The organism is Rhizobiales bacterium NRL2 (assembly GCA_001664005.1).
GTDB lineage: Bacteria > Pseudomonadota > Alphaproteobacteria > Minwuiales > Minwuiaceae > Minwuia.
In genome coordinates, this window is the sequence record CP016093.1 from 2,714,785 (window position 1) to 2,739,106 (window position 24,322).

General features: G+C 64.4%; 21 protein-coding genes. 6 read left to right on the forward strand and 15 right to left on the reverse strand.

The genetic code is table 11. The annotated features are described in order from the left end of the window. Nucleotides 1-110: 110 nt before the first annotated feature. From TEF_12660 to TEF_12685, 6 genes are all read right to left on the reverse strand, one after another. Complete coding sequence (locus TEF_12660; protein ANK83462.1) at nucleotides 111-575, reverse strand: hypothetical protein; 465 nt, start codon at nucleotides 573-575, stop codon at nucleotides 111-113. Between the two features lie 14 nt (nucleotides 576-589). Further along, nucleotides 590-1,030, reverse strand: coding sequence for a metal-binding protein (locus tag TEF_12665; protein ID ANK81547.1), 441 nt, complete (start codon nucleotides 1,028-1,030; stop codon nucleotides 590-592). A gap of 25 nt (nucleotides 1,031-1,055) precedes the next feature. Continuing rightward, complete coding sequence (locus TEF_12670) at nucleotides 1,056-2,522, reverse strand: copper oxidase (GenBank protein ANK81548.1); 1,467 nt, start codon at nucleotides 2,520-2,522, stop codon at nucleotides 1,056-1,058. Nucleotides 2,523-2,662: 140 nt separating this feature from the next. Then, nucleotides 2,663-2,986, reverse strand: coding sequence for a hypothetical protein (locus TEF_12675; protein ANK81549.1), 324 nt, complete (start codon nucleotides 2,984-2,986; stop codon nucleotides 2,663-2,665). A 27-nt stretch (nucleotides 2,987-3,013) separates the two neighbouring features. After that, nucleotides 3,014-3,940 carry a hypothetical protein gene (locus tag TEF_12680; GenBank protein ANK81550.1) on the reverse strand — a complete coding sequence of 309 codons (927 nt, stop codon included), beginning with the start codon at nucleotides 3,938-3,940 and terminating at the stop codon, nucleotides 3,014-3,016. After that, nucleotides 3,937-4,800: a hypothetical protein gene (locus tag TEF_12685; protein ID ANK81551.1), complete on the reverse strand. Its 864-nt coding sequence runs from the start codon at nucleotides 4,798-4,800 to the stop codon at nucleotides 3,937-3,939. The genes TEF_12680 and TEF_12685 overlap by 4 nt, the downstream gene beginning before the upstream one ends. A 173-nt stretch (nucleotides 4,801-4,973) precedes the next feature. On the opposite strand from TEF_12685, the gene TEF_12690 reads away from it, so the two are divergent. The 3 genes from TEF_12690 (at nucleotide 4,974) to TEF_12700 (ending at nucleotide 6,259) form a co-directional block, all read left to right on the forward strand. After that, nucleotides 4,974-5,228, forward strand: coding sequence for a hypothetical protein (locus tag TEF_12690; GenBank protein ID ANK81552.1), 255 nt, complete (start codon nucleotides 4,974-4,976; stop codon nucleotides 5,226-5,228). After that, on the forward strand, nucleotides 5,225-5,593 hold the full coding sequence (locus TEF_12695) for a hypothetical protein (GenBank protein ID ANK81553.1): 369 nt from the start codon (nucleotides 5,225-5,227) through the stop codon (nucleotides 5,591-5,593). The genes TEF_12690 and TEF_12695 overlap by 4 nt, the downstream gene beginning before the upstream one ends. 99 nt (nucleotides 5,594-5,692) lie before the next feature. Continuing rightward, nucleotides 5,693-6,259 carry a hypothetical protein gene (locus tag TEF_12700; GenBank protein ANK81554.1) on the forward strand — a complete coding sequence of 189 codons (567 nt, stop codon included), beginning with the start codon at nucleotides 5,693-5,695 and terminating at the stop codon, nucleotides 6,257-6,259. A gap of 281 nt (nucleotides 6,260-6,540) precedes the next feature. Here the strand turns inward: TEF_12700 and TEF_12705 are convergent, their stop codons facing one another. The 3 genes from TEF_12705 to TEF_12715 are packed head-to-tail and all read right to left on the reverse strand — an operon-like array spanning nucleotide 6,541 to nucleotide 10,154. Further along, complete coding sequence (locus tag TEF_12705; GenBank protein ANK81555.1) at nucleotides 6,541-7,512, reverse strand: hypothetical protein; 972 nt, start codon at nucleotides 7,510-7,512, stop codon at nucleotides 6,541-6,543. After that, complete coding sequence (locus TEF_12710; GenBank protein ANK81556.1) at nucleotides 7,513-9,639, reverse strand: hypothetical protein; 2,127 nt, start codon at nucleotides 9,637-9,639, stop codon at nucleotides 7,513-7,515. Continuing rightward, the gene (locus TEF_12715) at nucleotides 9,639-10,154 is read right to left on the reverse strand and encodes a hypothetical protein (protein ID ANK81557.1); all 516 of its coding nucleotides are present in this window, start codon (nucleotides 10,152-10,154) and stop codon (nucleotides 9,639-9,641) included. Before TEF_12715 ends, TEF_12710 begins: the two co-directional genes overlap by 1 nt. Before the next feature lie 1,434 nt (nucleotides 10,155-11,588). Between TEF_12715 and TEF_12720 the strand changes: the two genes are divergently transcribed. Both TEF_12720 and TEF_12725 read left to right on the forward strand, forming a co-directional pair. Then, nucleotides 11,589-14,696, forward strand: coding sequence for a DNA methylase (locus tag TEF_12720; GenBank protein ANK81558.1), 3,108 nt, complete (start codon nucleotides 11,589-11,591; stop codon nucleotides 14,694-14,696). Next, nucleotides 14,693-15,409 (forward strand): Fis family transcriptional regulator, encoded by a 717-nt coding sequence (locus TEF_12725; protein ANK81559.1) that lies wholly within the window; start codon nucleotides 14,693-14,695, stop codon nucleotides 15,407-15,409. Before TEF_12720 ends, TEF_12725 begins: the two co-directional genes overlap by 4 nt. Nucleotides 15,410-15,836: 427 nt before the next feature. On the opposite strand, the gene TEF_12730 is transcribed toward TEF_12725, so the two are convergent. The 6 genes from TEF_12730 to TEF_12755 all read right to left on the reverse strand — a co-directional run bounded on the left by TEF_12730 (nucleotide 15,837) and on the right by TEF_12755 (nucleotide 21,868). Further along, the gene (locus TEF_12730; GenBank protein ID ANK81560.1) at nucleotides 15,837-16,034 is read right to left on the reverse strand and encodes a transcriptional regulator; all 198 of its coding nucleotides are present in this window, start codon (nucleotides 16,032-16,034) and stop codon (nucleotides 15,837-15,839) included. A gap of 72 nt (nucleotides 16,035-16,106) precedes the next feature. Beyond that, a complete protein-coding gene (locus tag TEF_12735; GenBank protein ANK83463.1) occupies nucleotides 16,107-17,390 on the reverse strand; it encodes a hypothetical protein in 1,284 nt (427 codons plus the stop codon). A 310-nt stretch (nucleotides 17,391-17,700) separates the two neighbouring features. Beyond that, nucleotides 17,701-19,272 carry a glucan biosynthesis protein D gene (locus TEF_12740; protein ID ANK81561.1) on the reverse strand — a complete coding sequence of 524 codons (1,572 nt, stop codon included), beginning with the start codon at nucleotides 19,270-19,272 and terminating at the stop codon, nucleotides 17,701-17,703. Between the two features lies 1 nt (nucleotide 19,273). Next, a complete protein-coding gene (locus TEF_12745; protein ANK81562.1) occupies nucleotides 19,274-21,013 on the reverse strand; it encodes a glucan biosynthesis glucosyltransferase H in 1,740 nt (579 codons plus the stop codon). Nucleotides 21,014-21,019: 6 nt separating this feature from the next. Beyond that, nucleotides 21,020-21,349: a hypothetical protein gene (locus TEF_12750; GenBank protein ANK81563.1), complete on the reverse strand. Its 330-nt coding sequence runs from the start codon at nucleotides 21,347-21,349 to the stop codon at nucleotides 21,020-21,022. Between the two features lie 141 nt (nucleotides 21,350-21,490). Further along, complete coding sequence (locus TEF_12755) at nucleotides 21,491-21,868, reverse strand: hypothetical protein (protein ANK81564.1); 378 nt, start codon at nucleotides 21,866-21,868, stop codon at nucleotides 21,491-21,493. A 363-nt stretch (nucleotides 21,869-22,231) separates the two neighbouring features. Between TEF_12755 and TEF_12760 the strand changes: the two genes are divergently transcribed. Next, on the forward strand, nucleotides 22,232-24,319 hold the full coding sequence (locus TEF_12760) for a hypothetical protein (protein ANK81565.1): 2,088 nt from the start codon (nucleotides 22,232-22,234) through the stop codon (nucleotides 24,317-24,319). Nucleotides 24,320-24,322 lie beyond the last annotated feature (3 nt).

The following is a 24,322-nucleotide window of genomic DNA, read 5'->3' on the forward strand; positions in this document are numbered from 1 at the left end:
CCGCCGGAAAAAGAGAAACTTGACCAGCGCGGCGATGGCCAGGACGAGGAGGATCAGGACCAACAGCCAGATCAGTCCCATGCCCCACATCATTCCGTATGAATCGTGCATCATTGCCTTGGTTCCTTCTCCATCCGCACCGCCGCCGCGCGGCGGCGGGCCCGGATATGCTCGGGCCAGTGCGATTTGATGAACGCCAGCACTGCGCGGATGTCGTTGTCGGAGAGCGCGTCGCCGAAGCCCGGCATGTCGGTCTCGTAGCCGTCCGGGGCATGCGCGGCGAAGCCGTCGCGCGTGATGGCGAACAGGATTGCGTCAGGATGGTGCCAGGTGTGTCCGGTCTCGTCGTGAGGCGGTGCGGGCAGCCGGCCGTCCGGCTTGCGTCGACGCCAGTCCGGCTGTCCTTCCAGACGCGCACCGTGGCAGGCGGCGCAGTGAAGCGCATAGAATTCACCGCCGCGTTCGACCTGCGCCCCTTCGTCAGGATCCGCCCGGCTGGCGAACGCCGGCCAGGCGACCGCCGCCGCCACTACGCCGGCGGCGAACAGGGCACACCGGCCCTGTCCGCGAAACATCGAGGCCGCCGCCCTCATTCGACCGCATAGACCGTGGGCGGAACCGGGCCGATCTCATAGATCGTGAACGGCTGCGTCTTCACGCCGGACATGCCCGGCGAACCCTGCGGCATGCCGGGAAGCGTGATGCCCGCAATCTTCGGCTTCTCGCTCAGCAACCGCTCGACGGTGGCGACCGGCACATGGCCGCTGACGACATAATTGTCGATCATTGACAGGTGGCAGCCTTCGAAGTTCTCCGGAATTCCGGCCAGCCTGCTCATCTGCGGCAGTTCGTGGGTCGGCTTCACGGTAACTTCGAACCCGTTCTGCCGCAGATAGTCGGCATAACCTTCGCAGCAGCCGCATTGAGGCGCCTTGTACAATGTGACGTCATGGGACGGCTGATCGGCGAACGCCGGCGCCGCGACGGCGAGGGCCAGCCCGAAAAGGGCCGCCGAAATGATCTTGCGCATGATTGATTTCCTCCTTGTCGATGGGTCAGGCGACACGAATGACGCCCATCATTCCCGCCGCCTGGTGCTCGAGAATGTGGCAATGGAACATCCAGTCGCCGGGATTGTCGGCGACGAGGGCGATCTCGACCTTCTCCCGCGGCGCCATCAGGACGGTGTCCTGCCATTCGCGGTGGGCCGTTGGCGCGCCGTTGCGTGAGATCACGCGGAACGAATGGCCGTGCAGATGCATCGGATGATGCCAGGCTGTCGCGTTGGTCATCGCGATGACATGGCTCCGGCCGCGTTCGAGCGTCAGCATCGGGTCGAGCACGTGGCCCTCGGCGGCCTTGCCGTTGATGAACCAGACGCCGTTGCCGCGCATCATGCCCATCATTCCGCCGCCCATGCCGCCCGAGCCGCCTTGCCCCATGCTGCCGCCCATCTCGCGCATCACCATCGCGCCCATCATGCCGCCGTTGAATACGACGTCGTGCCGGCGCGCCGGGGCGGGATCGGGCTCCGGCAGCGGGTTGGCCGGCAGGGCGACGGGCCAGTCGGGCGCATCGTCCCGGAGCCGGGACCGGTCATATGCGAAATCGACCAGCCGGTATTCGAGGCCCTCGTAGAAGCGGTCGGCGACGGTCGCCCGGCTGCCCGGCTCACCGGTCATGTCGATGATCAGGTCGACGCGCATGGCCGGTCCGAGGACGACGAGACCGTTCGGCGGCTCGTGCGGGGTGACCGGCTGGCCGTCGAGTGCGATCACCGTGGGGGCCTGATCCCGGAAGTCGAGCCCGAAGATGCGGGCGTTCGCCGCGTTGATCAGCCGCAACCGGACCCGCTCGCCGCTACGCACCGGGAATTCGCCCGGCACGCGGCCGTTGATCGTGACCGTATTGCCGACCCGGCCACCGTGGCTGATATCGTGGCGGTTGCCGAAGTCGTCGCTGATCTCGGCCGATTGCGTCAGCCGCCAGTCGTCGAGGACCCAGGTCAGTTCGCGGTCCACACGGAACGGCTCCGCCTCCTCGATGATCAGGGGACCGTAGAGACCACGCCCGACCTGTTCGAAGCTGCGCTGGTGCGGGTGATACCAGAACGTCCCGGCATCGACCGCGTCGAACTCGTAGATGAAGGTCTCGCCGGCGGCGATCGGGCGTTGGGTCAGGTGCGGGACGCCGTCCATCGCGTTCGGCAGCCGCACCCCGTGCCAGTGGACCGTGGTTTCCTCGGCCAGAGCGTTCTCGACCGTGATGCGAAGTCGCTCGCCCTGGCGAACACGGATCTCAGGACCCGGGACGGCGCCGTTGTAACCCCAGACCGGCGTCTCGCCGTGCAGATCGGGTGCGAGACGTGTCCGACCGGGCACCGCGCGCAACGTGAATTCCCTGGTCCCGGCGGCGCGCGCGGCATTTGCCATAAGGTTCGGCATGGCGAGCCCCGCCGCACTGGCAGAAATTGCTGTCAGCAGGCTTCGCCGCGATAGCGGCAGCGTAGGAATTGATGACATTTTGGGTGCTCATTTGATGCTCTGGTTGCACGACGCACAGCGATGTTGGCCTGTGCATGAGGTCAGGGCGATGGCCCGGATGACGATCCGGGTCTCGCGCCGGCACGCAGGAATCGGAGCGCACTCCGAATCCCGTCGGATCAGATGAGGAGTCGCGGAGGATAGGGGTCGGGCTGGCCAACTCGCCCAGTCAGATGGTTTGTCTTTGGTGACGTGCCCGACTCCGCAATGCGCGGGCTGTACGAGTCACCCTGGCCAAGATGTGCTGCAAAGGAGATCGTGCAATCAATGTCGCACGTCAGCAGGTTGTCCTCGCCGTCTTCGACAGCGCCGCAATCCTGGCAATCCGCCATCTCGACCGCGCCGATGTCGCCGAGAGCCATCTTCAGCGACATGGAAGCCGTCGCCGCCGAATTCACGACCATGCCCGCCGCGAACAGCGCGAACAGGACAATGGTAAACATGCGACTCCGACAGATCATCCGATGCTTCTACGTTGCCCGGTCCCGAATGTGAAGATGCAAGACGTCACATCTTCGGGAACGGTATCGCCTGGCGCAGGAGCAGGGCGTCGCCGCGTCGCTCCCAAAGCTCTGTCGTGCGGGCACCGGCCTCGCCGCGGTGATCGTTCCTGCCGTCGAGCGCATGCGCCGGGTGTTCGAAGGTGGCCACGCTCCGTTCGTTGACGCCCGCCCCCCCACATCCAGAAGCGCGCCCGTGACATAGGAGGCCGCGTCGGACAGCAGCCAGACCACGGCGGCGGCCACCTCGGCCGGCGTGCCGGCGCGACCGAGAGGCACGGTCGGTCCCACGCGGCTCGCCTGATCGGGTATGCCGGCGCCGTCGTAGATTTCGGTGTCGATCAGTCCGGGCCGTACCGCGTTGACGCGAATGCCCTCGTCGGCGACCTCGATCGCCAGCCCGTGCGTCAAGGTATCGATGGCGCCCTTGGAGGCGGCATAGGCCGCGAACGCGCCCGGCGCGCCGTGCACCGATCCCCGCGACGAGATATTGACGATCACGCCGCCATCGCCGCCACGGCTGCGCGATATCCGCCTTATCGCTTCCTGGGTGGAGAGGATCGTACCAGTCAGGTTCGTCCGCCACATCGGGGCGAGCACCGCCGGATCCAGATCGACCAGCTTGCCATGGGGCTGGAGGACGGCGGCGTTGTTGACCAGGCCGCGGACCGGCCCCACCGCGGCTGCGGTCTCGAACAGGCGGGCGACATCCGCCTCTACGCCGGCATCGGCCTGGACGGCGATCGCCTCGCCAGCGCAGGCCGCCGCAACCGAAGCGGCGGCATCGTCCCGGCTGTGATAGCTGAAGACGACGCGCCAGCCGACGGCCACGGCCTCGCGCACGCATGCGGCGCCAATGCCGCGGCTGCCGCCCGTGACCACCAGAACCGGGGTCATTGTCCCGCGCCTTCAAGCATCTCGATCAGCCAGGCATTGGCGGTCTCGGGCGCTTCGTAGAACAGCCAGTGCCCCGCGCCCGGCACGACCCGGAAATCCAGTCCGGCATCGAAGCGTCTCAGTGCCGCTTCCTGGCGCGCGCGCTGCTCGGGCGGGTTGAAGATGTCGGCGCCGCCCCAGATGGCGCCGAGCCGGGCCGTCACCTGCGGCAGCACGTCCAGCAGCGTGGTCGTGTCGGGATACTTGCCGCAGCGGACGCGGGCGCGCTCGATGTTCCGCCGCTGAATGCGGACCGCCAGATCATCGACCTTGTGGGCATCGGCGATCATCAGCTTGGCCAGGTTGTGGCGGTGGACGGCGTCGACCTCCGGACCGCTCATGCCCGGGCGCATCGCGAAGAGCTCCGTCCCGTCCGGCGGTGTCGTCCGCATCCCGAAGCCGCTGGGACCGCTCAGCACGAGACAGCCGACGCGGCGGCCAAGGCGGGCGGCCATGTGGCCCGCAATGATCCCGCCATATGAGAAGCCGACGATATCGAGTGACGCTTCCGGCCCGAGCAGTTCGTCGACGCCTGCCTGCAGAAGCGTCGCGAGATGTTCGGGTGCGTGCGGTTCGGGCGGCGTGTCGGAGCGGCCATAGCCCGGCATGTCGGGCACGAGCACCCGGAAATGCTTCGCCAGCGGCGCAATGTTGTATGCGAAATGCGTCCAGCCACCGAAGTCGCCGTGCAGCAGGACCACGGCGCGCCCCTCTCCGAAGCAATGCCAGGCGACCTGAGCCCCGGGGCCGGCGGTCATGACGAGGTCGGCGGACGCTTCCAGGTCGGATACGGGATCAATGATGTCTTCGGGGAATTTCAAACCACCCTCCTGCTTTAGCGGCTGAGCCGTCCTGTATGGGCGAAGCCCGCCGTCCCGCGCCATCGGTTTCTTGCGCTCGAACGCTATCGGTTCCGCAGTGGCGGGACCCGGAGATGCACCTTGCGGAGCCACCCGGACGGCGCCACATCGCTCTCCATCAGTGGAGCAAGTCGATGCCCCGTGACTACGATCTGGCCATTATCGGGACCGGCGTTGCCGCCAGCACCGTCGCCACCAAGGTCCGCGCAGCGGGCCGGAGCGTCGCGGTGATCGATTCCAGACCCTTCGGCGGAACCTGCGCCCTCAGAGGCTGCGATCCCAGGAAGCTGCTGCTCGCCGGCGCCGACGCGGTCGATCACGCGCGGCGGGCGGCGGCCATGTGGCCGCCGAATTCTCCCACATCGCCGCATGCGCCGGCGCGGATGTGACGATCCTGCAGCGCGGCGAGCGCCTGCCGAAGAACTTCGATTCCGATCTCGTGGACTGGCTCGCCCGGAAGTTCGCGCGCCTCGGCATCGAGGTCGAGACCGGCACCGAGGTCCGCTACATCGAAACGGAAGACAACGAGCTGGTGGTGACGGCGCGACGCGGATCGCTAGATAACTGGAACATTTCCAGGAAGGGACTCGACCCTCGTCGGAGGAAAGTCTCTCTGCCCTGGTCGGCGGGGGACGCGGTGTTGGCTCACCGCGAACCGGGCGGAGAGGGGCCGCCCACGACCGCAACCGGCCGCGCCGCGACCGTCCCGCCACCCCTGCAGGGGCGGGGAGATAGTGAAACCCGAGGATCATGAAGTCGAATCCAAATGCACTCCCATCCATCGACCCATTGCGCCAATTAACCCAAGGTCAATAGGATCCCGCTATGGCCCGTTTACCAAGCGTTGCTTCGAATGGATTACAGGATGACCGGCAAGGTGCCCGAAAGTCGCCTTCACACCCAGCTCCTTCACCATGAACTGAAGGAGCTGGCGTACCTGGACGAAGCCGTGCTCCCTGAATTGGCGCGATCATTCGCCAAGGGTTGGATGGCGCAGAGGGGCGATCGCGAAATCCCCCGCCGAAGCAGCTTCGGGCCATTGGACATGCCGCGGGCTACTCTGTCCTGGGTGATGGTGTGGGAGCCGGTCGACGGGGATTATCGTTGCCGCCTGGCGGGCACGGGCCTCCGGTCAGATTCTGGCCTGGAGCTGACCGGTTGTCTACTGGGCGAGCTCTTTGCCCGCAAAGACAACGTTTGGTCGGAGTTCGATGGTGTGGCCAGTGGAGCATCCTATTGCTTTGTGGAGCGCCTGATCCTTTGGTCCGAAGCTCCGCCCATGATCCGTACCCGGCTTTTGCTGCCGCTTGCTTCGGACGATGGTGGACCGCACCGGCTCGTCGGTCTCGTTGGGCCCAGCTTTCGATTCGACTGCGATGAACGAGGGCGTTTGAGCAAGAGGGCGAATTCTCCATTATAGTTCTATCAAGGGTGCGCGACGGCATCAGGGACATGCACCGCCATAGCTGGCGTCACTGTCCGGCTTTCAGAGCACAACTCAGACGACCGATGAGATGAAGCAGACGCCGTTCGCCTATCCGACCACCGCGTCAGATATCCGTTCGATGCTGTAGCCTGGTTGGCCTTCACGTGCATGGCGCCGAGCGATGCCGGATCATTTGGCAGCTACTGCGCGGAGAAGGCGGCCGAACGCCGTCAGTGGGAAGGCTGGCGACATCGCGTGGTCCTTTATGCGCCGGTTCAGGGCGCCCCGATGTCGAAGGTCGCCAAATCTAGGCCCAGCCATTGGCGACCGATCAGCTCCTTCATCGGCCCCGCGGGCCGAAACGTCGGCCCGAAGTTCTCAATTGAACCGAACAGCAGCCAGGGGAAACTGCCGGCAGTTCCGGCCAGTTTGATCATCCGCGCAATTTTCCGCTCGTCCGTCCCGACGACGAGAACCATCAGAGGCGCCGTGAGCTTCAGATGGTCCCGGTAGTGCCCCTCGCCGACATAGGCCCGATACTGCGCCAACGAGCGTTGCCAGCTCTTGCGGTTCCAGTTGCTCGTGGTCATGGGTTCGGTGCCGCGGTCGGCCTCGACGAGGAAGAAGCGGTATCGCGCCCCGGCATCGGTCAGATATTCAAGCCCGAAGAGCGCATCGGGAATGAGGTCCCTGGTTACGGTCCTGCCCGTTTTCGGGTCCTTGATCGGGGTGGGGAAGCGCAGCTGGGCCCCTGCCCTCTCGAGCACCCGCCAGCCCGGGATGAATTTCAGGTCATCGCGGCTCAAGGTCGCCAGCTCGATGGAGGCAGTGATGCAGGCGGTCATGAAACCATGCAGCCAGGGGCCCGAGGGCCGTGTCGCATAGGCCGAGTACGAACCGGCGTCCTTCAGGGCGTCGATTGAGGCCGGCGTCAGATCGTAGACAAGCTGATTATAGCGGCTGTCGATCGTGCGGAACTGCTGCAGCGGCCGCGATAGGTAGGGACCGCCATGGCGGGTTTCGGATTCGTTGAAGAGGTCCGTCAAGCGCTCCCTGGCCCGCTTTACGCTGCGATATTCGCCAGCCGAGAAGCCGTGCAGGTAGGAGGACGGCAAAGGCCCGTGCTCGTGGATCTTGCGAAACCAGAGCAGATCCCGGGGCTGCGGACTGATGCGCTTGCCGGTCGAGATCGGCCGCAATCGGTTGCGGCGCTGGATGGCGTCAAAACCGGGCGCCGGCTCCGCCATCTACCAGGTTGGCGTCGCGTCGGTGGCCGATGAGCTCTCAGCCGCGGGTTGCGGAGATGCTGCCTCCGAAGTGTCCTTGACCTTCGCTTTCCGGTCACTCGCCCCGGCCGCCTCGACGCTCGGCCTGCCAAGTTCAGAATAGTGCACCGCGTAGCGCGCCCGCATGCGCTCCTGAAGATGGCGCCGGGCCTCCGCGGACATCTGCGCCCGGGCTTCCAGTTCGCCGAACGGGAAGGACAACGGCAGCGCGTGGCTGGTGGCGCCTCGCACATAGGCGGCAAAGCTGCCCTTGGGCTGGTTCTCGATCAGCGCCGGATCGCAATGGAGCATCGGCGCCAGGGCGCGCGCATCCTTCGCCGAGACGCCGCCGGCGAATTTGATCGCCGTATTGGCGGCGAAGGCTTCCTGCAGCTTGGGCTCAAGCTGTCCCAGATACTGGTGCGCCAGCACCGTGCCGACACGGTACTTCCGCGCCTGACTCAGGATGATGCCGATATTGCGGTCGAAATAGTCCGCCGCCTCGTCGATATAGACGAAGGTCGGCATGCGTTCCTTCTCCGACAACGTCGCGCGCTCCTGCGCGGCCTGGGCGATCATGGCGATGAAGAACCGCCCGAAGATCTCGGTGCCCTGCTCCTTCAGGAGATCCTTCGCGGTGTTGATCAGAATAACCTTGCCGGCGTTCATCTCCGCGAAGAGGTCCAGCTTCGATCGCGGATGGGAGAACATCCGCTCGAAGGTCTGGTTTTCCAGGATGCCCCAGAGGCGGCGGAGCACCTGCTTCTTCGTCTGCTCGAACTCCTTCGAGGTGAACTCGGTCTCGAAGAAATGCCGCGCGGTGCCGGTCAGCTTCTCGATGTGCTGGGCGAACTTCACCTCGCTGCCGGGTTCCATCAGCTCGCGCAGCGTGTGGATGGTGGCGTCGGGGATATGGAGCATGAGACGGGTCACGTAACGGAAGATGACGCTCTGCTTCTGGGTCATCTCCGCGGCGAGGAGCGAGCCCAGGACGAAGTCGTAGAGCTCCAGGATGGAGTTGGTGAGCCGCTCCCGCTCCAGCGGCGCATAGCCCTGGAGCCGTTCGATGCCGACGTCGAAGAGATTGAGCGAGACCGGCCATTCGACATCAGTCGGATCGATCACGACGATCCGGTCGGCGAGCGCCCCGCCCTCGGCAAACTCGGCCAGGCGGGAGATGGTGCGGATAAGATCGCCCTGGCTGTCCAGGACCACCACGCTTCGCGCGCCCAGCGCCACCGCTTCGAGATCATGGCCGATCAGATACTGCAGCGTCTGTGTCTTGCCGTGTCCCGAACCGGCGACGATGTGGTGATGCTCGAAGCGGGCTTCCGTCGGAATCACGAAGGGCAGCTCCTGATCGAAGAGCTCGAGCAGCGGCGTGCCGCCGAGATAGGTCGCGGCGAGTTCCGCCGGATCGGCGATATCCGACTTCGATGGCATTTTGGGCATCCGCTGAAAAGCCCGCGGATCGGCCGCCGGATTGCCGCCCGAGGCCGCCACCAGATTGCGTTCCAGCCGGGCGACGTGCCGGGTGAAGAGGCCGGCCTCCGCCAGCTCGTCGGTGCAGATGGCGGCGCAGACTCCCTCCGTCAGCCGGCCGACATCGCCGATGCTGCGGATCAGCGGCGCCGGCGCGGGAATGCCATCATCCATGTCCGCATCAGCCGCCAGTGCCGGACAGGCCCCGTGAAGCCGACCCACGATTTCGGCGAAAGTGTCGATCAGCAGGGATTGGACCAGGGGCAGGCCTTCCAACAATTGCCGCTGGACGTTCAGTTCGTCGCGCAGCGCCCAGAGCTCGGAAACCGAGCGCCGGTCCGCCCATCCGGGCTCGGGCATGAGGAACAGACCTTCATAGTCGAAGGTCCTTTTGATAAAGCGGAGCACGACCGCGCGCTGAGGATGATCGTCCGGTAGGTCCAGTCGGGCCAGGACGTCCGATGTCAGCTCCTCGATCAGAACCTCACGCCCTTCCGGCGAACGCAGCCCATGGCGGCGGAACAGGCCCTCGACGCGATCGAAAAGCTCCTGGGTCACCTGCAGATCGCCCGGCCGGAACAGCCCGTGGATGAAGGCGTGCGTCCGGGCGGCGAGGTGGAGCGGCATCAGAGCCCTCTGAGGATGACCTGCCGGGCCTCGTCCTTGGGCAGCGGCTCTATTCTGTGGCTCTCGGTGCCGTCCCAGTGTTTGGCGCTTTCCATGACCTGGCGGAGATAGCCGGTGATGGTCTCGAGCCAGGCTTCCTTGCGGGCCAGCTCGATTACGCTCGGGCAGCTGAAATGCCGCCCGTGCAGCAGATCCTTGACGAAGATCGTCTCGCGCTTCTCGTGGAAATACCAGTAGCCGGCGCCGATGCCGCCTGCGAGCCCCAGGACGACGCCGATGGTCATGCCGATGAAGACGGCAAGCAGGCTTCCCACCACGAAAAAGACCAGCAGCCCGATGATTCCCGCATTGCGAAGCAGCTTCGGCTGGATCGCGGCAATCAGAATTGCGTCATCAAAGCGGTAGCGCTTCACGAGTTCCTGCTCGCCCGCCTCAAGCTCGACCTTCGCCCACAGCTTGAACTGAACCTTGGCGAGCTTTCCCTCTGTCTGCTCGCGCCGAAACAACAGGTCCATCACGCCCTCCCTTATAGGATGTATATATTGGGGGCACCTCACCTAAAGATCGTCAAGGCACAATTTCCTTCATCAAGAGCAGAGAGGGGCAGAGCCACACGCCGGCGATCTCGTGACGCGGCCGGCATATCGCGAATTTTGTAGATCTAACGGCCGCGCGATTCCTGAAAGGAAGCGCATGAAGTCGCAGCCCACCGAAACGTTCGCTGGCGCCGCCATTTGGATAGATGTGATCCCATGGATGGGGATCGGGACGGCAACGCTATAGGGATACAGGAGTCTAAGCCCATCGCTCGCCACCCGTCATGACCTCGACCCACCCAATACCCCGTCGTTTCGAACGCAGATGTCCAACCACGTTGGAATTCGGACCATAACCAGGTCGCCGCCACCCCCAGCTCATGGAACTCTTACGCTCAATCTCGGTGGATTCGTTCCGCACCGGTCGGATGTTGGCGCTATCACCTCGGAAAGCCCGGATCGCGATGGGGGCGCTGGTCCGGGGCCGAATAAGCTTCCCACAAGACGATCGAAGGTTCAGATTGGGGGCACGCAGTCGTCTCAAGTTACTGTTTCAATCTGCAGCCAAACATGGCCAGTGATCCGACCAACGCATGCTGCGCCCATGTCTTTAGCCATGCGTCTCAGAACAAGCCATTGCCTAATGGCGGAGGGCGGTAGTTCGCAGATAGCCACCTCGTCCCGGCCGCTTCGACGCCTGGCCAGCAGAAGCCCTTTACGCAGCAGAAGGGGTATGATACCCGTTCTCGGCGGCAGAAAGGGTATCAGACCCATTCTATGGGAGGTGGCATCTGCGTTATGTAACGACACCTGTCGCCGTACGCCTGACGGGGCTTTCTACTGAAAAGCTCCGCGAGTGGAGTAGTCGGCGAGCCCTCATCCCGGCCGACATACGTCCCAAACAGAAGGGCTCTCCGGCCAAATTCACTTGGCAGACCGTGCTGATGCTGAGGCTGGCGGTTGTCTTGCGTGACCACTTCAATCTCGAGCTACAGGCGCATAAGCCCTTTTTTGCGCAACTTCGACAGGGTCTTCGCAAGCGGTCGTTTATCACATTGTGGGGACAACGACTTGTGCTGTGTCCTGTCGGCTGGGATTTCATTGAAGAGGGAGCCCCCCTCCCCGAGGGCGACGTACTGCTGCTGGAACTCGATCCGCATCTGCATGTTCTGCGGGACGGGTTCGCCCTGCCGGACGCAGCTGCAGCGCGCGGACAGCTCGATCTGTTTTCTTTGCCGAACCTTCGACGCGCCGACCAGGCAGCGACCGTGGCCGAAGGCGTAGGAACGGATCGAAGGTGGTCGGCATGAGCGCGTACCGCACATCGGCCTGCATCCGACGGCTATCGCCTTTGCCCATCGCCATTGTTCCTGTTATGTTCTTTTCTCTGTACATGGGACGAAAGGAACTACTGTGAGCCCGGCATCGATGCAGGACTGGCTAGAAAGGCTCGGCTATACCGCCGAGCCTGCCGTCTTACATCGCCGCGATGAGGCGGTTCCAGAAACCCACCCCTACGCATTGGAGATAAAGACCCTCCTCAAGCAAGATGGGGCCATACGGGCTCACGCTGTCTTCGACGTAGAGAGTGTGCCTACTGTCGTGTTCGTCGGTGACGACGGTGCCCCCCTGTCACAACACGCCCTCGACGAAACGCGCAAACGCATCTGGAATCAGAATCTCGCCACGGTGGTGATCGAAGTGAAGGGCGAGAAGGCACTCGCCTTACCCGCCCGAAAGCTGCGCAATGCTGGCGAGCAGCTCTTCATACAAGATGCCAGACCGGACGGACCTTTCTCCGCCCTAGACATTGCCTCGGCCAATGTCACCCGCCGCGTGCCGAACTGGTTCGACGTCAAGGCACGCGTAGACCGCAAGCTGCTCGCCAACCTCTCCACCGTCGTTTCGAAACTGGCAGAGGGCGGCCTCTCCGGGACCACTGTGGATCATGATGTCCGGCACTTGGCCGAACTCCTAATGGGACAGGTGCTCTTCGTCTCCTACCTCGAACACCGCGAGATTGTAGGTGCCACCTACCGCAACCGCCGACGAGTGGTGCCGCTTCACGAGCTCATTGCGGAAGGTGACCGCCAAGGCTTGCGGGCTCTGATCGATTCATTGAGGTCGGATTTCAACGGTGACTTTCTCGGCGACGATCGTCATGACCCCTGGACCGCGCTAACTGACGGTGGCTTCCACCTTATCAACCAGTTTCTCCGTCGTACGGACATGCGTACGGGCCAAGGCGACTTCTGGAACTACGATTTCAGCTATATCCCTGTCGAGCTGCTCTCTGGACTGTATGAGTCCTTCCTCTCTGCAGAGCAACAGGCTAAGGAGGGCGCTTACTACACACCCCGTCACCTGGCTATGCTGGCCGTCGATCAGGCCTTCTCAAGCTCACCCGATCCATTGTCAGAAACAATCTTCGACGGCGCATGTGGTTCGGGAATCCTTCTGACCACAGCCTACCGGCGCCTTATCGCCCTGTCGGAGGCCCGCGCAAGACGCCAATTGCGCTTCGGCGAACGGGCAGACTTGCTCAAGCGCCGCATCTTCGGTGGTGACATCAACTTCATGGCCTGCCGCGTCACAGCATTTAGCCTCTACCTTTCGTTGCTGGAAGGCCTCAACCCGGCGGACATCATGGAGGCCCAGGAGCGTGAAGGCACACAATTGCCTTCGCTGAATGGCGCGAACTTGACCCATGGCGAAGAGGCAGCGGACTTCTTCCGCGACGAGCATGCCTTCAACGACAAGCGCTTTTCACTGATTATCTCGAACCCACCCTGGGCGGAGCCAGAGGGTGCGTCGCGGACGTCCGCAGACGCGTGGACGGAGCGTGTGGATGCGCCGTTTGTCCGCCGCCAGATTGCTGGCGCCTATGCGCTGCGTGCAATCGACTTTCTCGAGACCGGTGGCCGAGTCTGCCTCATTCTTCCCATCGGCCAGTTCCTCGGACCATCCAGTGCTGATTTCGTATCGCATCTGCTAGAGCAATATCGCCCTTTGCGCCTGATCAATTTCGGCGATTTGCAAGGGCTGCTCTTCCCGACCGCCGAGAATACGTGCCACGTCTTTCTTGGTGAGGCTCGGCCAGAGCGCCTTCCGGGCCGGATCCCGTTCGACGAGACCTTTGAATACTGCGTGCCCAAGGCGGACATGAGCCTCGCGCTCGGTCGGCTCACCATGCAGTCGGCGGACAAGCACCGGCTACAGACGCGCTCAGTGGCGGAAGATTCGCAGCTTCTCGTAACGATGATGTGGGGCGACGCCAACGATCTCTCCATATGGACCCGTTTAACCGCACGCGGCACCTTTGCCGATTTCTGGCGCGGCTCGCGGGAGTTTCGCCGGTGGGTCTACCGTAAGGGCATCCATTTGAACGACAGAAGCCGCGAGCCCGTCAGCGCCGCCCCGCTGCGCGACAAGCGGTTCGTGCCCGTAGCCGCCTTGAGCGCGGGCTCCCCCGTGCTGCATCCCGATCTCCTCAGGGCCTGGCCTGAAAATCAGGACACTGTGGTTGGCTTGAACGATTCGGTGCTGGCCGTGTTCGACGGACCGCGCGTGCTATTTCCGGATGGCTTCTCCAGAGAGCAGCTCAACGTTCGAGCTGTCTACTACGATGGTCCGGCGACGTTCACACATAGTATCGGCGTAATTTCGGGCACACAGGAGGATGCCAAACTCCTACAGTTCGTTGCCGTCTATCTGCGTTCCAGTCTCGCGCGCTACTTCCTGATGATGCGCGGCTGGAAAATGCTCTGCGAACGCAACGGCGTTCATCTCACCGATGTCGAAGCGTTTCCCTTCTTCACTCCCGACAACGCCCCGAATCCGGACGCGGCGACCGAAGCATTAGTGAGTGTATCTCGTCATGTTGGCAAGATCGCCAACCTCCCGGAACTTGAACAGAGCAGGCGGTATGACTCCCTGAAGTCGGAGCTCGATCACGCAGTCTTCACCTATTTCGGCCTCACGCCCGAGGAGCAGACGCTGGTTCGCGAAACTGTTGATATCTTGATGCCGTCCATACGACCTCGCGGATTCAAGAGTCTCGACACACCGGCTCAGCACACCACTCAGCCCGATGATTTTGCGGTCTACGCACGCGCACTCGCAGAGACCCTGACTACATGGCGGAGCCGAACACGCGGCAAGGGTCGCTTCCAGGTCGACGTCGTGGCCAGCGACCCTCGGCGCGCCGGCCCCTCCGGGATCGTTCGCATAACCTACAAGGAAAAGCCCACCGGGGCGCCTATCGTGAACACCGCAGTAAATGACGATCTCGTTCTCCAGACGCTGAACCAGCTTCGCGTCTCCGGTCTCAGAGCTATTCCCTTGGGAGAATCCCTATCCCTGGTTCCGGATGCACATATCTGGGTCGACCGATCCCTCTATCTCGTTCGCCCCCTCAGCCAGCGCAATTGGACCGTTCGCCAAGCCCTGCGCGATGCTGAGCAGATCGTAAGAACGGTTCAGTCGCATGGAGCTTCTGGCCAGTTGGGGGTGCCCGCGTGACGGCGACGGCTGAGTGGCTTGCGGCCTTTCCCATTCAACCTGCAAGGGAAGCCGTCGAGGCACTCCGTGAGGCTTGGTCGGAGCTATCCGAGCGACCGCGCTCCGACTTCAACCCCAAGACCAAAGAGACGGCACTGACGAAGCGGCTCAAGGTTTATGTCGAGAACTACACGGCGCGCCAACGAGGCCTTCTCGGCATGTGGGCAGCCGAAGACATCATAGGAGAGATCGATCCGGTCACCGGCGAAATGATCGAGGAACGCAGAACCGATATCGTCTATGGCTGGAACGACGAGGCCCAAGATCTGAAGCTCGTGTTCGAGTTCAAGCGCCTCGGTAAACAGAAGCGCCATCGAGATCACTATTTGCGCGAGAACGGATTGACGCGGTTCGTCACTGGCATTTATAGCCGCCGTCAGGCAGTCGCCGCGATGGTCGGCGTTCTTCTCGATCCGGAATGCGACGTAGTTCCGCCAATCAGAAAGATGCTCGCTGACAAAGACCTGTCCGACGAGTTGAAGCTACGGCCAGCAGCCGACGGTACTCCGTTCATCCAACCCTCGCTACTGTTTGAAGCGGCGAACTTCGATACGGAGCATGAGCGAGACCCAGCTCTAGCACCCACCCACGGCCATATCCGCGTCGCACACATTTTTCTATCGTTCGGCTACCCAACCACAACCCAGAAATCAAAAACGAAGAAACCAAATTGAACTGATCAAGGCTTAGCAGGCTGTTGAAGAAGTCGGTGGAGCGCCGGGCGGCAACGCGATTCACTCGATTGGCGAGATCGCCGAGCGGTTCTTGGATGCGGTGCTGGCGCAGCCGCGGGTGGCGCGGCTGCCGCCTACAATCTGGTCCGGCTTCCCAGGCTGCTGGCGCAGGCATCGCCATGACCGCGCCGATGAACTGCCAGCTGATCGGCCGACCTGCTCGACGACGGCACCCTTGAGATCGAGTTCGCCTACCATCTCGGCAACGAGGCCGTCCTCAAAGCCGTTCGTGGGCCTTCTTCAACAGCCTGCTAGTTTTCTGGGGTTTCCGAGTGCCAATTCGAACAGGGATATGACCGTCCAGTCTGTCGACCAAAGAAAGAAGAGACGGCCGGGCTGTGCACGCCCGGCCGCCCAGCTCCTGCATTCAGGAGTGTCGGACAGGTTCGTCCCGGCGGTTCAGCCGTTCCTGAAGCCAGTCGAGCACCTCGTCCTCAACCCATCCCACTCTGTTGGGGCCGATCTGGACCCGCTTGGGGAACTTCCCGGCCTTCTCCAGCCGTGCGACGTGTTGTGGCGAGTACAGAACCAGCTCCTTCAGCTGACGCTTCGACAGTATCCTCATCACGATGCTCCTTGATGGAGAAGCATCGCGATGCCCCTGGTTACGACAATACCCACGGGTGCAGCGATGGTATCAGTCGGCGGCCTCAGACGCGAGCACTTGAGCAGTCTTGCCACTTAGCGTCGCAATGAAATCAGCCCACGCGTCCACTGCACCACGCTTTTCGTCGGCGAAGTCATGGCGTTGATATACGGCGACAATGCCCCCGAACGTCCCGCTGGTATGATTCAGGAGCTTCTCGACCACATGAATGCCGACACCGAGCCGCGCCATCCCGGATGCCGCTGTCCGTCTAAGGTCATGAATGCGCCAGGGCGGTAGCACCACTTTCTCAGGATCCTCACCGCGTTCCTCGGCCATGCGCTGAAGTTCCACGAGCATCGCCGCATCAAGCCGGTTCTTTGCACGGCCAAAGCCGGAAGCGGGCCGCTCCTTCTCCTCGTTCTCGGTGTCACGGGCAAACCGCGCAGGGAACAGCAGGCTTGAGCTCTCCTTGCTTTCGAGCTCGGTGATCAGATCAAGGGCTGCCTGGCTCAACGGCACATCATGGGGTTTGCCGTTCTTGGTCCGCTCACCGGACAGGCGCCACAACTTGTCCTGCAGATCGAACTCGGCCCAGGCGGCCGAGGCGACCTCGTCGCGTCGCTGAGCGGTTAGAAGGAGCAATCGAAAGATTGTGCCGAACGGGTTGCCGGCCTTGTCGCATGCAGTGAGAAACGCGCGCAGTTCATCGTCCGTCAGCACCCGATCGCGCGCCCGCTCCTTCGCCGGAGGTTTGATCCCGGTCACGGGTGAAGTCTCTATCAGCCCCCGCTCGACCGCCCATCCAAATAGCCTGCGGACATTCGTCAATATCCGGTTCACGCCAACGGAGAGACCTCGCTCCTCGGCCTTGTCGAGAACCTCGAGAATGTCCTGCCGACCAATGTCCTTGATCTCCCGGTGACCGATGACCGGATAGAGATGCCGCTCGAACATACGGACGATCTCGTCGGCGGTTCGGTTCCGCGGCCGATGCCATTTCTCGATGAACTGCTCCGCCACCCGTTGGACGGTATCGGGCTCACGGCGTCGAGCCTCCAGCTTCTCGGCGGCGGGATCCCTGCCGAACTCCACTTCGTTTCGGGCATCCCGCCAGGCCTGTCGCGCCTCGGCAAGCGACATCGCCGGCCAACTTCCGAGCTTCATTCGCCGCTGTTTGCCGCGCAGGCGATAGAAGAACACCCAGCTCTTCCGCCCGCCATATGAGATACGGAGGGCAAGGCCCGGGTAGCCCTTGTCGAACTGGTCTTCCTGACCTTTTGCCGGCGGTTTGAGCCGCTCCACCACAGCGGCATTGAGGTTTCGTTTTGGCATCGCTCCAGGCTCCATCGACCTCCAAAGCGACACTAGGATACTTCTCTATAGGTAACAATAGGTAACACAGACGCGTTGCTCTGAGGTGTTCCGCTATGTCCAACCTTGGAACGGGTGTCGCAAGATTCTTTAATAATATCAGCTAGATATGAGTCTGTTTCGGGAATCTATGAGAACCTATGAATCGGTTCAAATAAAGACTGAAAATCCGCGTGTCGGTGGTTCGAATCCGCCCCTGGGCACCATTTTTCCCTCAAACATTCCCGGACGCCGCCAACCGATCGCCAGCGCACGCCCTCGTGCGCGACGTTCAGACCGCTGGCACGTAGTGATAGAGCCAGGTCTCCGAGAGCGTCCGGTCGCCCAGGCGGAGATGACAGCGGAGATCGACGCCCTCGCCGCCGCTCGTCGCAAGGTCGAAGACGGCGCGCCAGATATCCGTGCCGACGACCTTGACGACATAACGCCCGGAAACCTTGCCGCGCGAGGCGCTGACCACGGCCTCGACATCATAGCGCGGCGCCATTTCCGAGATCGGTCCGCCGCGGAAATCGATGACGAACTTCCTGACCGCGCTGGCGTCGGGCCGCGCCTGACCGGGCCTGCCGCCCCGGCCGGTCCGCGTGGCGACGACGCTGGCCACCGCATCCGGCGGATAGGGCTGGCGGTCACGCCAGTGCAGCCGGTAGGCGAACCGCATCGTATCGCCGGCGGCGATCGCTCCGGCGGGCGACCAGAAGGCGGCGATGTTGTCATGAATTTCGTCGTCGGTCGGAATCTCGAGCAGCTGCACCGAGCCCGGCCCCCAATCGTCTTTCGGCTCCACCCAGAGGCTCGGCCGCCGGTCGTAGAAGGCGCCGTCATCCTGATAGCTGGCGAAATCGCGGTCCCGCTGAACCAGGCCGAATCCCTTGGGGCTGGTGTCCTCGAAGCTGTGAAGACGGACCGTCGGAGGATTGGTCAGAGGACGGAAGATGCGCTCGCCGGCGCCGGTCCAGAGCGCCAGTCCGTCACTGTCGTGGACCTCCGGACGCCAGTCGACCGCCCGCCGGGGTTCGTTCTCGCCGAACCAGTACATGCTGGTGAGCGGTGCAAGGCCCAGGCGCCGAACCGCGCGCCGGAAGAACAGAGACGCCTCCACGTCCATGATCACGCCCTCCCCGGGCCGCGCGTCGAAGCGCCAGGCGCCGGTAACGCTCGGGCCGTCGAGCAGCGCATGAATGCGCACGCCCCCGGCCGCATCTGCGAGATCTTCCAGCCAGAACTCGGTGAATGCGGGGAACTCCTCGGCGCCCTGCACCGCCGTGTCGATGGCGACGCCGCGGGCGGAGAGACCGTATTGATCCGATTGTCCGGCGCTGCGGAAATAGCTCGCGCCCTGGAAGGCCAGCCAGTCGGACGGGCCGCCTGCCGGGTCCATGACACGGAACCCGGCGAACCCGAGATCCTCGGGCAGTTCGTCGGCGAGACCCGGCACGTCCCGTTCGAACATGTCGGGCCGGTAGACGATCTCGCGCGCCTCATCGCCTTCCACCCGATGAATACGCACCGGGGATGGCGCAAAGCGATGCAGATGGAAGAACCGGATCGGCGCCCCGCCCGGGCGAACGGTCCATGGCGAGGCTTCCGGCCGGAAGCGGATTTTCTGCACCGCGTCGAAATCGATGCGTTGAACGATGTCGGGTGCCGGGGTCGGGCGCGGCCTGAAGGCGTCTTCCGCCATCCGGCGGGCGCGGTTCCGGAGCCGGTCATAGCTGAAGGGAACCGCCCGGCCCGAAGACGACCGTGCAAGTGCGCCCCCGTAACCTGCGAGCCAGGCGGAACCCGTCAGCGCCGCCAGAGCCAGGAAGCTCCGGCGTGTGGCTCCTCTCGAACCGTCCATGTCAATGTCGACGCGCCAGCGCGCCGATTATTCCATCGCCCATCGGGCGATCCGCGTGACCACGCGGCTCGTGCGGCACAAGGAACAGACCGAGTCGCGCTGTCGCCCGTCCCGACGCGGCGCGGCCGGAAAGCACATCGATCGGCGCTGCCAGCAGCAGGCCGGCCAGGACCGGCGCGAGCCACAGGAAATGAACCGGTGCGAAGACCGACAACAGGACGCCGGCGCCCAGCGCGGCCAGAATTTCCCACCTGTACTGGCGCAACGCTTCGGACCATCGCATGCGGTCCGCTTCCCGCCTTTGCGGATTCCACGCGACCGAGCGGCCGGTCAGAACTTCGATGACGAAACGCGTGTGCAGGAACATGAGGATCGGCGCCAGCAACGCCGAGAAGATCATCTCCAGCAGAACGCTCGCACTCATGCGCAGGCCGCCGCCATGCCCGTTCCGGATCCGCCGGCTGCCGAGGCCATGGACAAGAGCCAGAAACTTCGGGCCCACCAGATAGACGACGGTCAGCGCCAGTACGGCGACGTCGCCGGAGATCGGCAGAGCCACGAGCGCCGCCCGCTGCGGCAGGGCATCGGCCAGCGCCGCAGCCGTCATCGTGGCAAGCAGCAGGAACCAGAGCGGCCCGGCGACATAGCCCATGATGCCGAGAACGAAATTCGCCCGGCTGATCCAGTTCAGTCCGGCCACCGGGAGCAGCCGCGCGTGCTGCAGATTGCCCTGACACCACCGCCGGTCGCGCGTGGCGAAGTCGGTCAGACTGGGCGGCCCTTCCTCGTAGCTGCCGTCAATGTCCGCATCGATGCGGACCTTCCAGCCGCGCCGGCGCAGCAGCGCAGCTTCGACAAAGTCGTGGCTCATGATGGGTCCGCCAAGCGGCGGCGATCCCGGCAGTTCCGGCAACCCGCAGGCGCCGGCGAATGCCTCCATGCGCATGATCGCGTTGTGGCCCCAGTAGAAGGCGGCGTCTCCCTGCGCCGCGGCCATTCCGGGGGTGAACACCGCCCCGTAGAACGAGTTGGCGAACTGCCGGATCCGGGCGAAGAGCGTCGCGCCATCACGCTCCAGGGGCCGGGTCTGCAACAGGCCGAGCTTCGGATCGGCCTCCATCTGTTCGACCAATTCGCCCATTGCGGCGGCCGTCATCAGACTGTCGGCGTCGAGCACGATCATGTAGCGGTAGCGGCCGCCCCAGCGTCGGCAGAACTCGGCGATATTGCCGCTCTTCTTGCCCCGGTTGTCGGTCCGGCGGCGGTAGAATATCCGCCCGTGCCCCGAAACCTCGGCGCACAGCCCTCGCCAGGCGCTTTCCTCGGCCGCCGCCACCTCGGGCCGGCGCGAATCGCTGAGGATGAAGAACTCGAAACCACCCAGCCGTCCTTCACGACGCAGCGATTCATGCATGGTCCGGATCCGGGCGAAGACCTCTGCAGGGTCCTCGTGGAAAACAGGCACGGCGATGACCGTCAGGAACCCGCCCTCAGTCGGCATCCCGGATGATTCAGTGCGCATGTCGGACGATGGCCGCTTGCGCGCAGATCCGACCTGCCACAATCCCAGACAGGCAAAGACGAAGCCCGCCGCCAGCATGGCATGCAGCGGAAGGATCAGAAGGAGAATCGACGCCTCGATCGCGCTGATGCCGTCGCCCCCAAAGGCAGTGACGAGCGCAGCGCTCACCGCCAGCGTCGAGACGGCGACGAAGGAGACGGCAACCGGCGCGGCCGACATGGCGGTCTAGCCGCGGACAGCGGGCAAACCGCGTCGCCGGAAGGCGGCGAACCGCCGAAGCCCGGCCATCGGGGCGCGGATCGCCGCAGCGACGGCCGACCAGGCTGCGAAGGCGCTCAGATCCTGCTCGGGCATGTCCAGCGGCGCGGCGGGCGGGGATTGCGCGAGAGGGTGACGCGGGGCCCGGGCAGCCAACGCGTCCAGCCGCTCGGCGGTGCGTCTGAGCCGTCTGCCGGCGGCGTCCACCGGCGCGTTATCGTAACCGGGCGCGAGCGCGCGACGGAGCGCCCGCGCCACCTCGCCATGACCGCGAGCGCTCCCGAACCGGGCGTCCAATGCTCTTCTTGCTTCAGGCATCTTGCCGACCTCCGATATCCCCGGTCCCGATCCGACGTCGGGAAAGACGCCGTGGCCGCCGGCGGCATGGGTTCCTGAAGCTGTCGACTCATCTGGTCCCCGGTTATTCCGCGCCGTGTTTCATTCCTTCGAGGCTTCCTCGCCGGACGACACCGTCGCCGTTGCCGAAGAGGAGGCCTCGCACCCCTCGCCGTCTCCCCTGGCCACGTCCTCGTCATGATCGACCACACTGCGTTCGCCATCGTCGGCGCGCGCACTCGAGCTGGCCCTGGATTCGCATTCGCCGTCGCCTGACCGCTTCGTCGAGCTGGAAGCTCTGGCGGACGCCGAGGCCGACGACGAAGACGAAGAGGTGGCCGAAGACGTGGCATTGGCGCCCGTCTTCTCGACCGATCCGGCGACCGCCATCGAAACGCCTGTGACGGCGCCGAGCGCCAGGATCCCGATCGTGGCCAGGGCAGGCAGCGTCGTGAGGTTGGATGGAGTGAGATTGAACATGAAACCGTATCTCCTGAAGCGGTGATGGCCCGGCGTGCGGCCGCCAGGCTCCCTGTCTCTCCGACTCATTCAGCCCGGTCCTATTCCGAACGCGACGCCAATTCGCCGACCGAATGCCGAAACGCCGCAGCCCTGACTGGATTGCGCGGTAGTCTATTACTTACTCGATTCCACCAAATTCGCCACAGACGTATCTCATCGCATTTTATTTCTTAATTTCCTCCCGTTCTTCGATATTTTTATTTATCTGGAATGATCCTGATCAGGCCCCGTCAACCCGAATGAACGACCTCGAAGTCCGGTCGATGGACCGGCGCGGGATGGGCCGTTCAACGAGTGCAATTCTATTTGGGAGACGGACTGATGAAGAACGCATCGATCCGAAAACAACTGCTGGGCTCGGCAAGCGCCGTTGCTCTTCTGGTCGTGGGAACGGCCAGCATGGCGCAGCCTGCCGCCGTGGCCGACAACAACTGGAACGATCTCATCCAGTCTCAGAAACTGACGGCGTCGGATCCTGAAGGCCGCGCCGTGCTCCATCTCGCCCAGGCGGGCGGCGATGCCGGTGGCGATGCTGGCGCCGGCGGCGATGCCGGTGGTGATGCTGGCGCTGGCGGCGATGCCGGTGGCGATGCTGGCGCCGGCGGCGATGCCGGTGGTGATGCTGGCGCTGGCGGCGATGCCGGTGGCGATGCTGGCGCCGGCGGCGATGCCGGTGGTGATGCTGGCGCAGATGCGGGCGCGGATGCCGGTGGCGACGCCAGCGCGGACGCGTCCGGCGATGCCGGTGCGTCGGCGGGCGATGCCGGTGTCTCGGCCTCGGCCTCCTCGGGATCGTCGGCAAGCGCTTCCGGTGACGGCTCCGCGAGCGCTTCCTCGAGCGCCGGCTCGTCGGTGAGCGTCGGGGATGATGGCGCGAGCGCGAGCGGCGAGTCCGTGTCGAGCGGCACCGCCAGCGGCGATTCGGCCAGCGTTGACACCAGCGCCGGCGTTTCGGTCGACGCGGGCGATGGCGATTCGGCCGGGTCCTCCGCGGCCGCAGATGGCTCGGTCGACGGCGAAGGTTCGGTCGGCGCGGCTTCCGGCGCTTCGGCCGGGGTGGCCGTCGACGGCACCAACGGCAGCTCGCAGTCGACCGGATCGGCGGCGGCGAGCATCGATGGCGATGGCACCGGTTCGGCCTCGACCGACAGCAGCGCCGATGTCTCCGTCGACGGCGCGGGCGTGGCCAGCTCCGGCGCCGATGCCGGCGCGGACATCGACGGCAGCGGTGCGGCGAGCGCCGGCACCACCGCTTCCGCGGACGTCAGCCTGGGCGACGACGGCTCGTCCGTGGCGGATGCGGATTCGACCTCCACGGCGAGCGCGACCGGCGAAGTCTCCGACTCCGCCGAAGGCGACACCGCCGCGAGCGTCGATCTGGACGGCAGCGCTTCCGGTGACAGCGCCGCTTCGGCGAGCACCACTGGCGGCTCCGCCAACGCTTCGAGCGGCGCGACCGCGTCGATCGACGTCGGCGAGGACGGCATCGCAGCCGATGCAGGCACGACCGCTGCGGCTGATGTCACCGGCGAGGGCGACACGTCGGCTTCGGGCGAGACCTCGATCGACATCTCCCTCGGCGATGATGCCAATGCCACCGCCAATGGCGCGGCCGACGCCATCTCCGACACCGCGGCTTCGGCGGAGACCGGAGCCAGCGGCAGCGTCTCGCTGGGCGATGACGGTGTCGAGGCGAACGCCGGCGCAACTGCGGACGCCAACGCCGAGGGCAATGGCGAAGCCAACGCCTCGGTGAACGGCGAGTCCGGGATCGACCTGGGTGAGCTCGGCAACGCCAATGGCGCGGCCGAAGCCAACGCCGCCACCGAGAATGGCGCGGCCAGCGCAGCGGTCGATACAGCGGCCCGCGGCGAAGTCGACGGCACGGACGTCGGCGTCGACGCACAGGCGAACGGCACCGCCGACGTGACCGGCGACGGCACCGCGACGGTCGACACCGATACGTCGGGCACCGCCAACGCCAACACCGAGGCCCCGGACGATGGCGTCGATGAGGGCGAAGAGTCCGAGACCGGCGCGCTCGACGAGGACGCCACCGAGCTCGACGACGAAACCGCGGCCACCGAGCCGACGGCGAAGGCCCGGTCGTTCTCGCGCACGCACAGCGTCGTCACGCCGAACATGGCGCTGAGCCTGTCGAAGTCGCACAGCAACGCGATGTCCCTCGACGATGAGGGCGGCGCAAATGTTGCCGTCAGCAACGCGATGGGCAGGTCGATGGCGCTGGACACGCCGGGCAAGACCATGGCGAAGGCGGACACGAAGACGAACACCAACGTCATCGGTGACGCCGAGGCCGAAAGCGATGCGGTCGCCGACGCCTCCGTCGATCCGGATGGGGATATGAACGCCTCCTCCGGTGCGGAGACCAGCGCGACGGCCAACTGATCG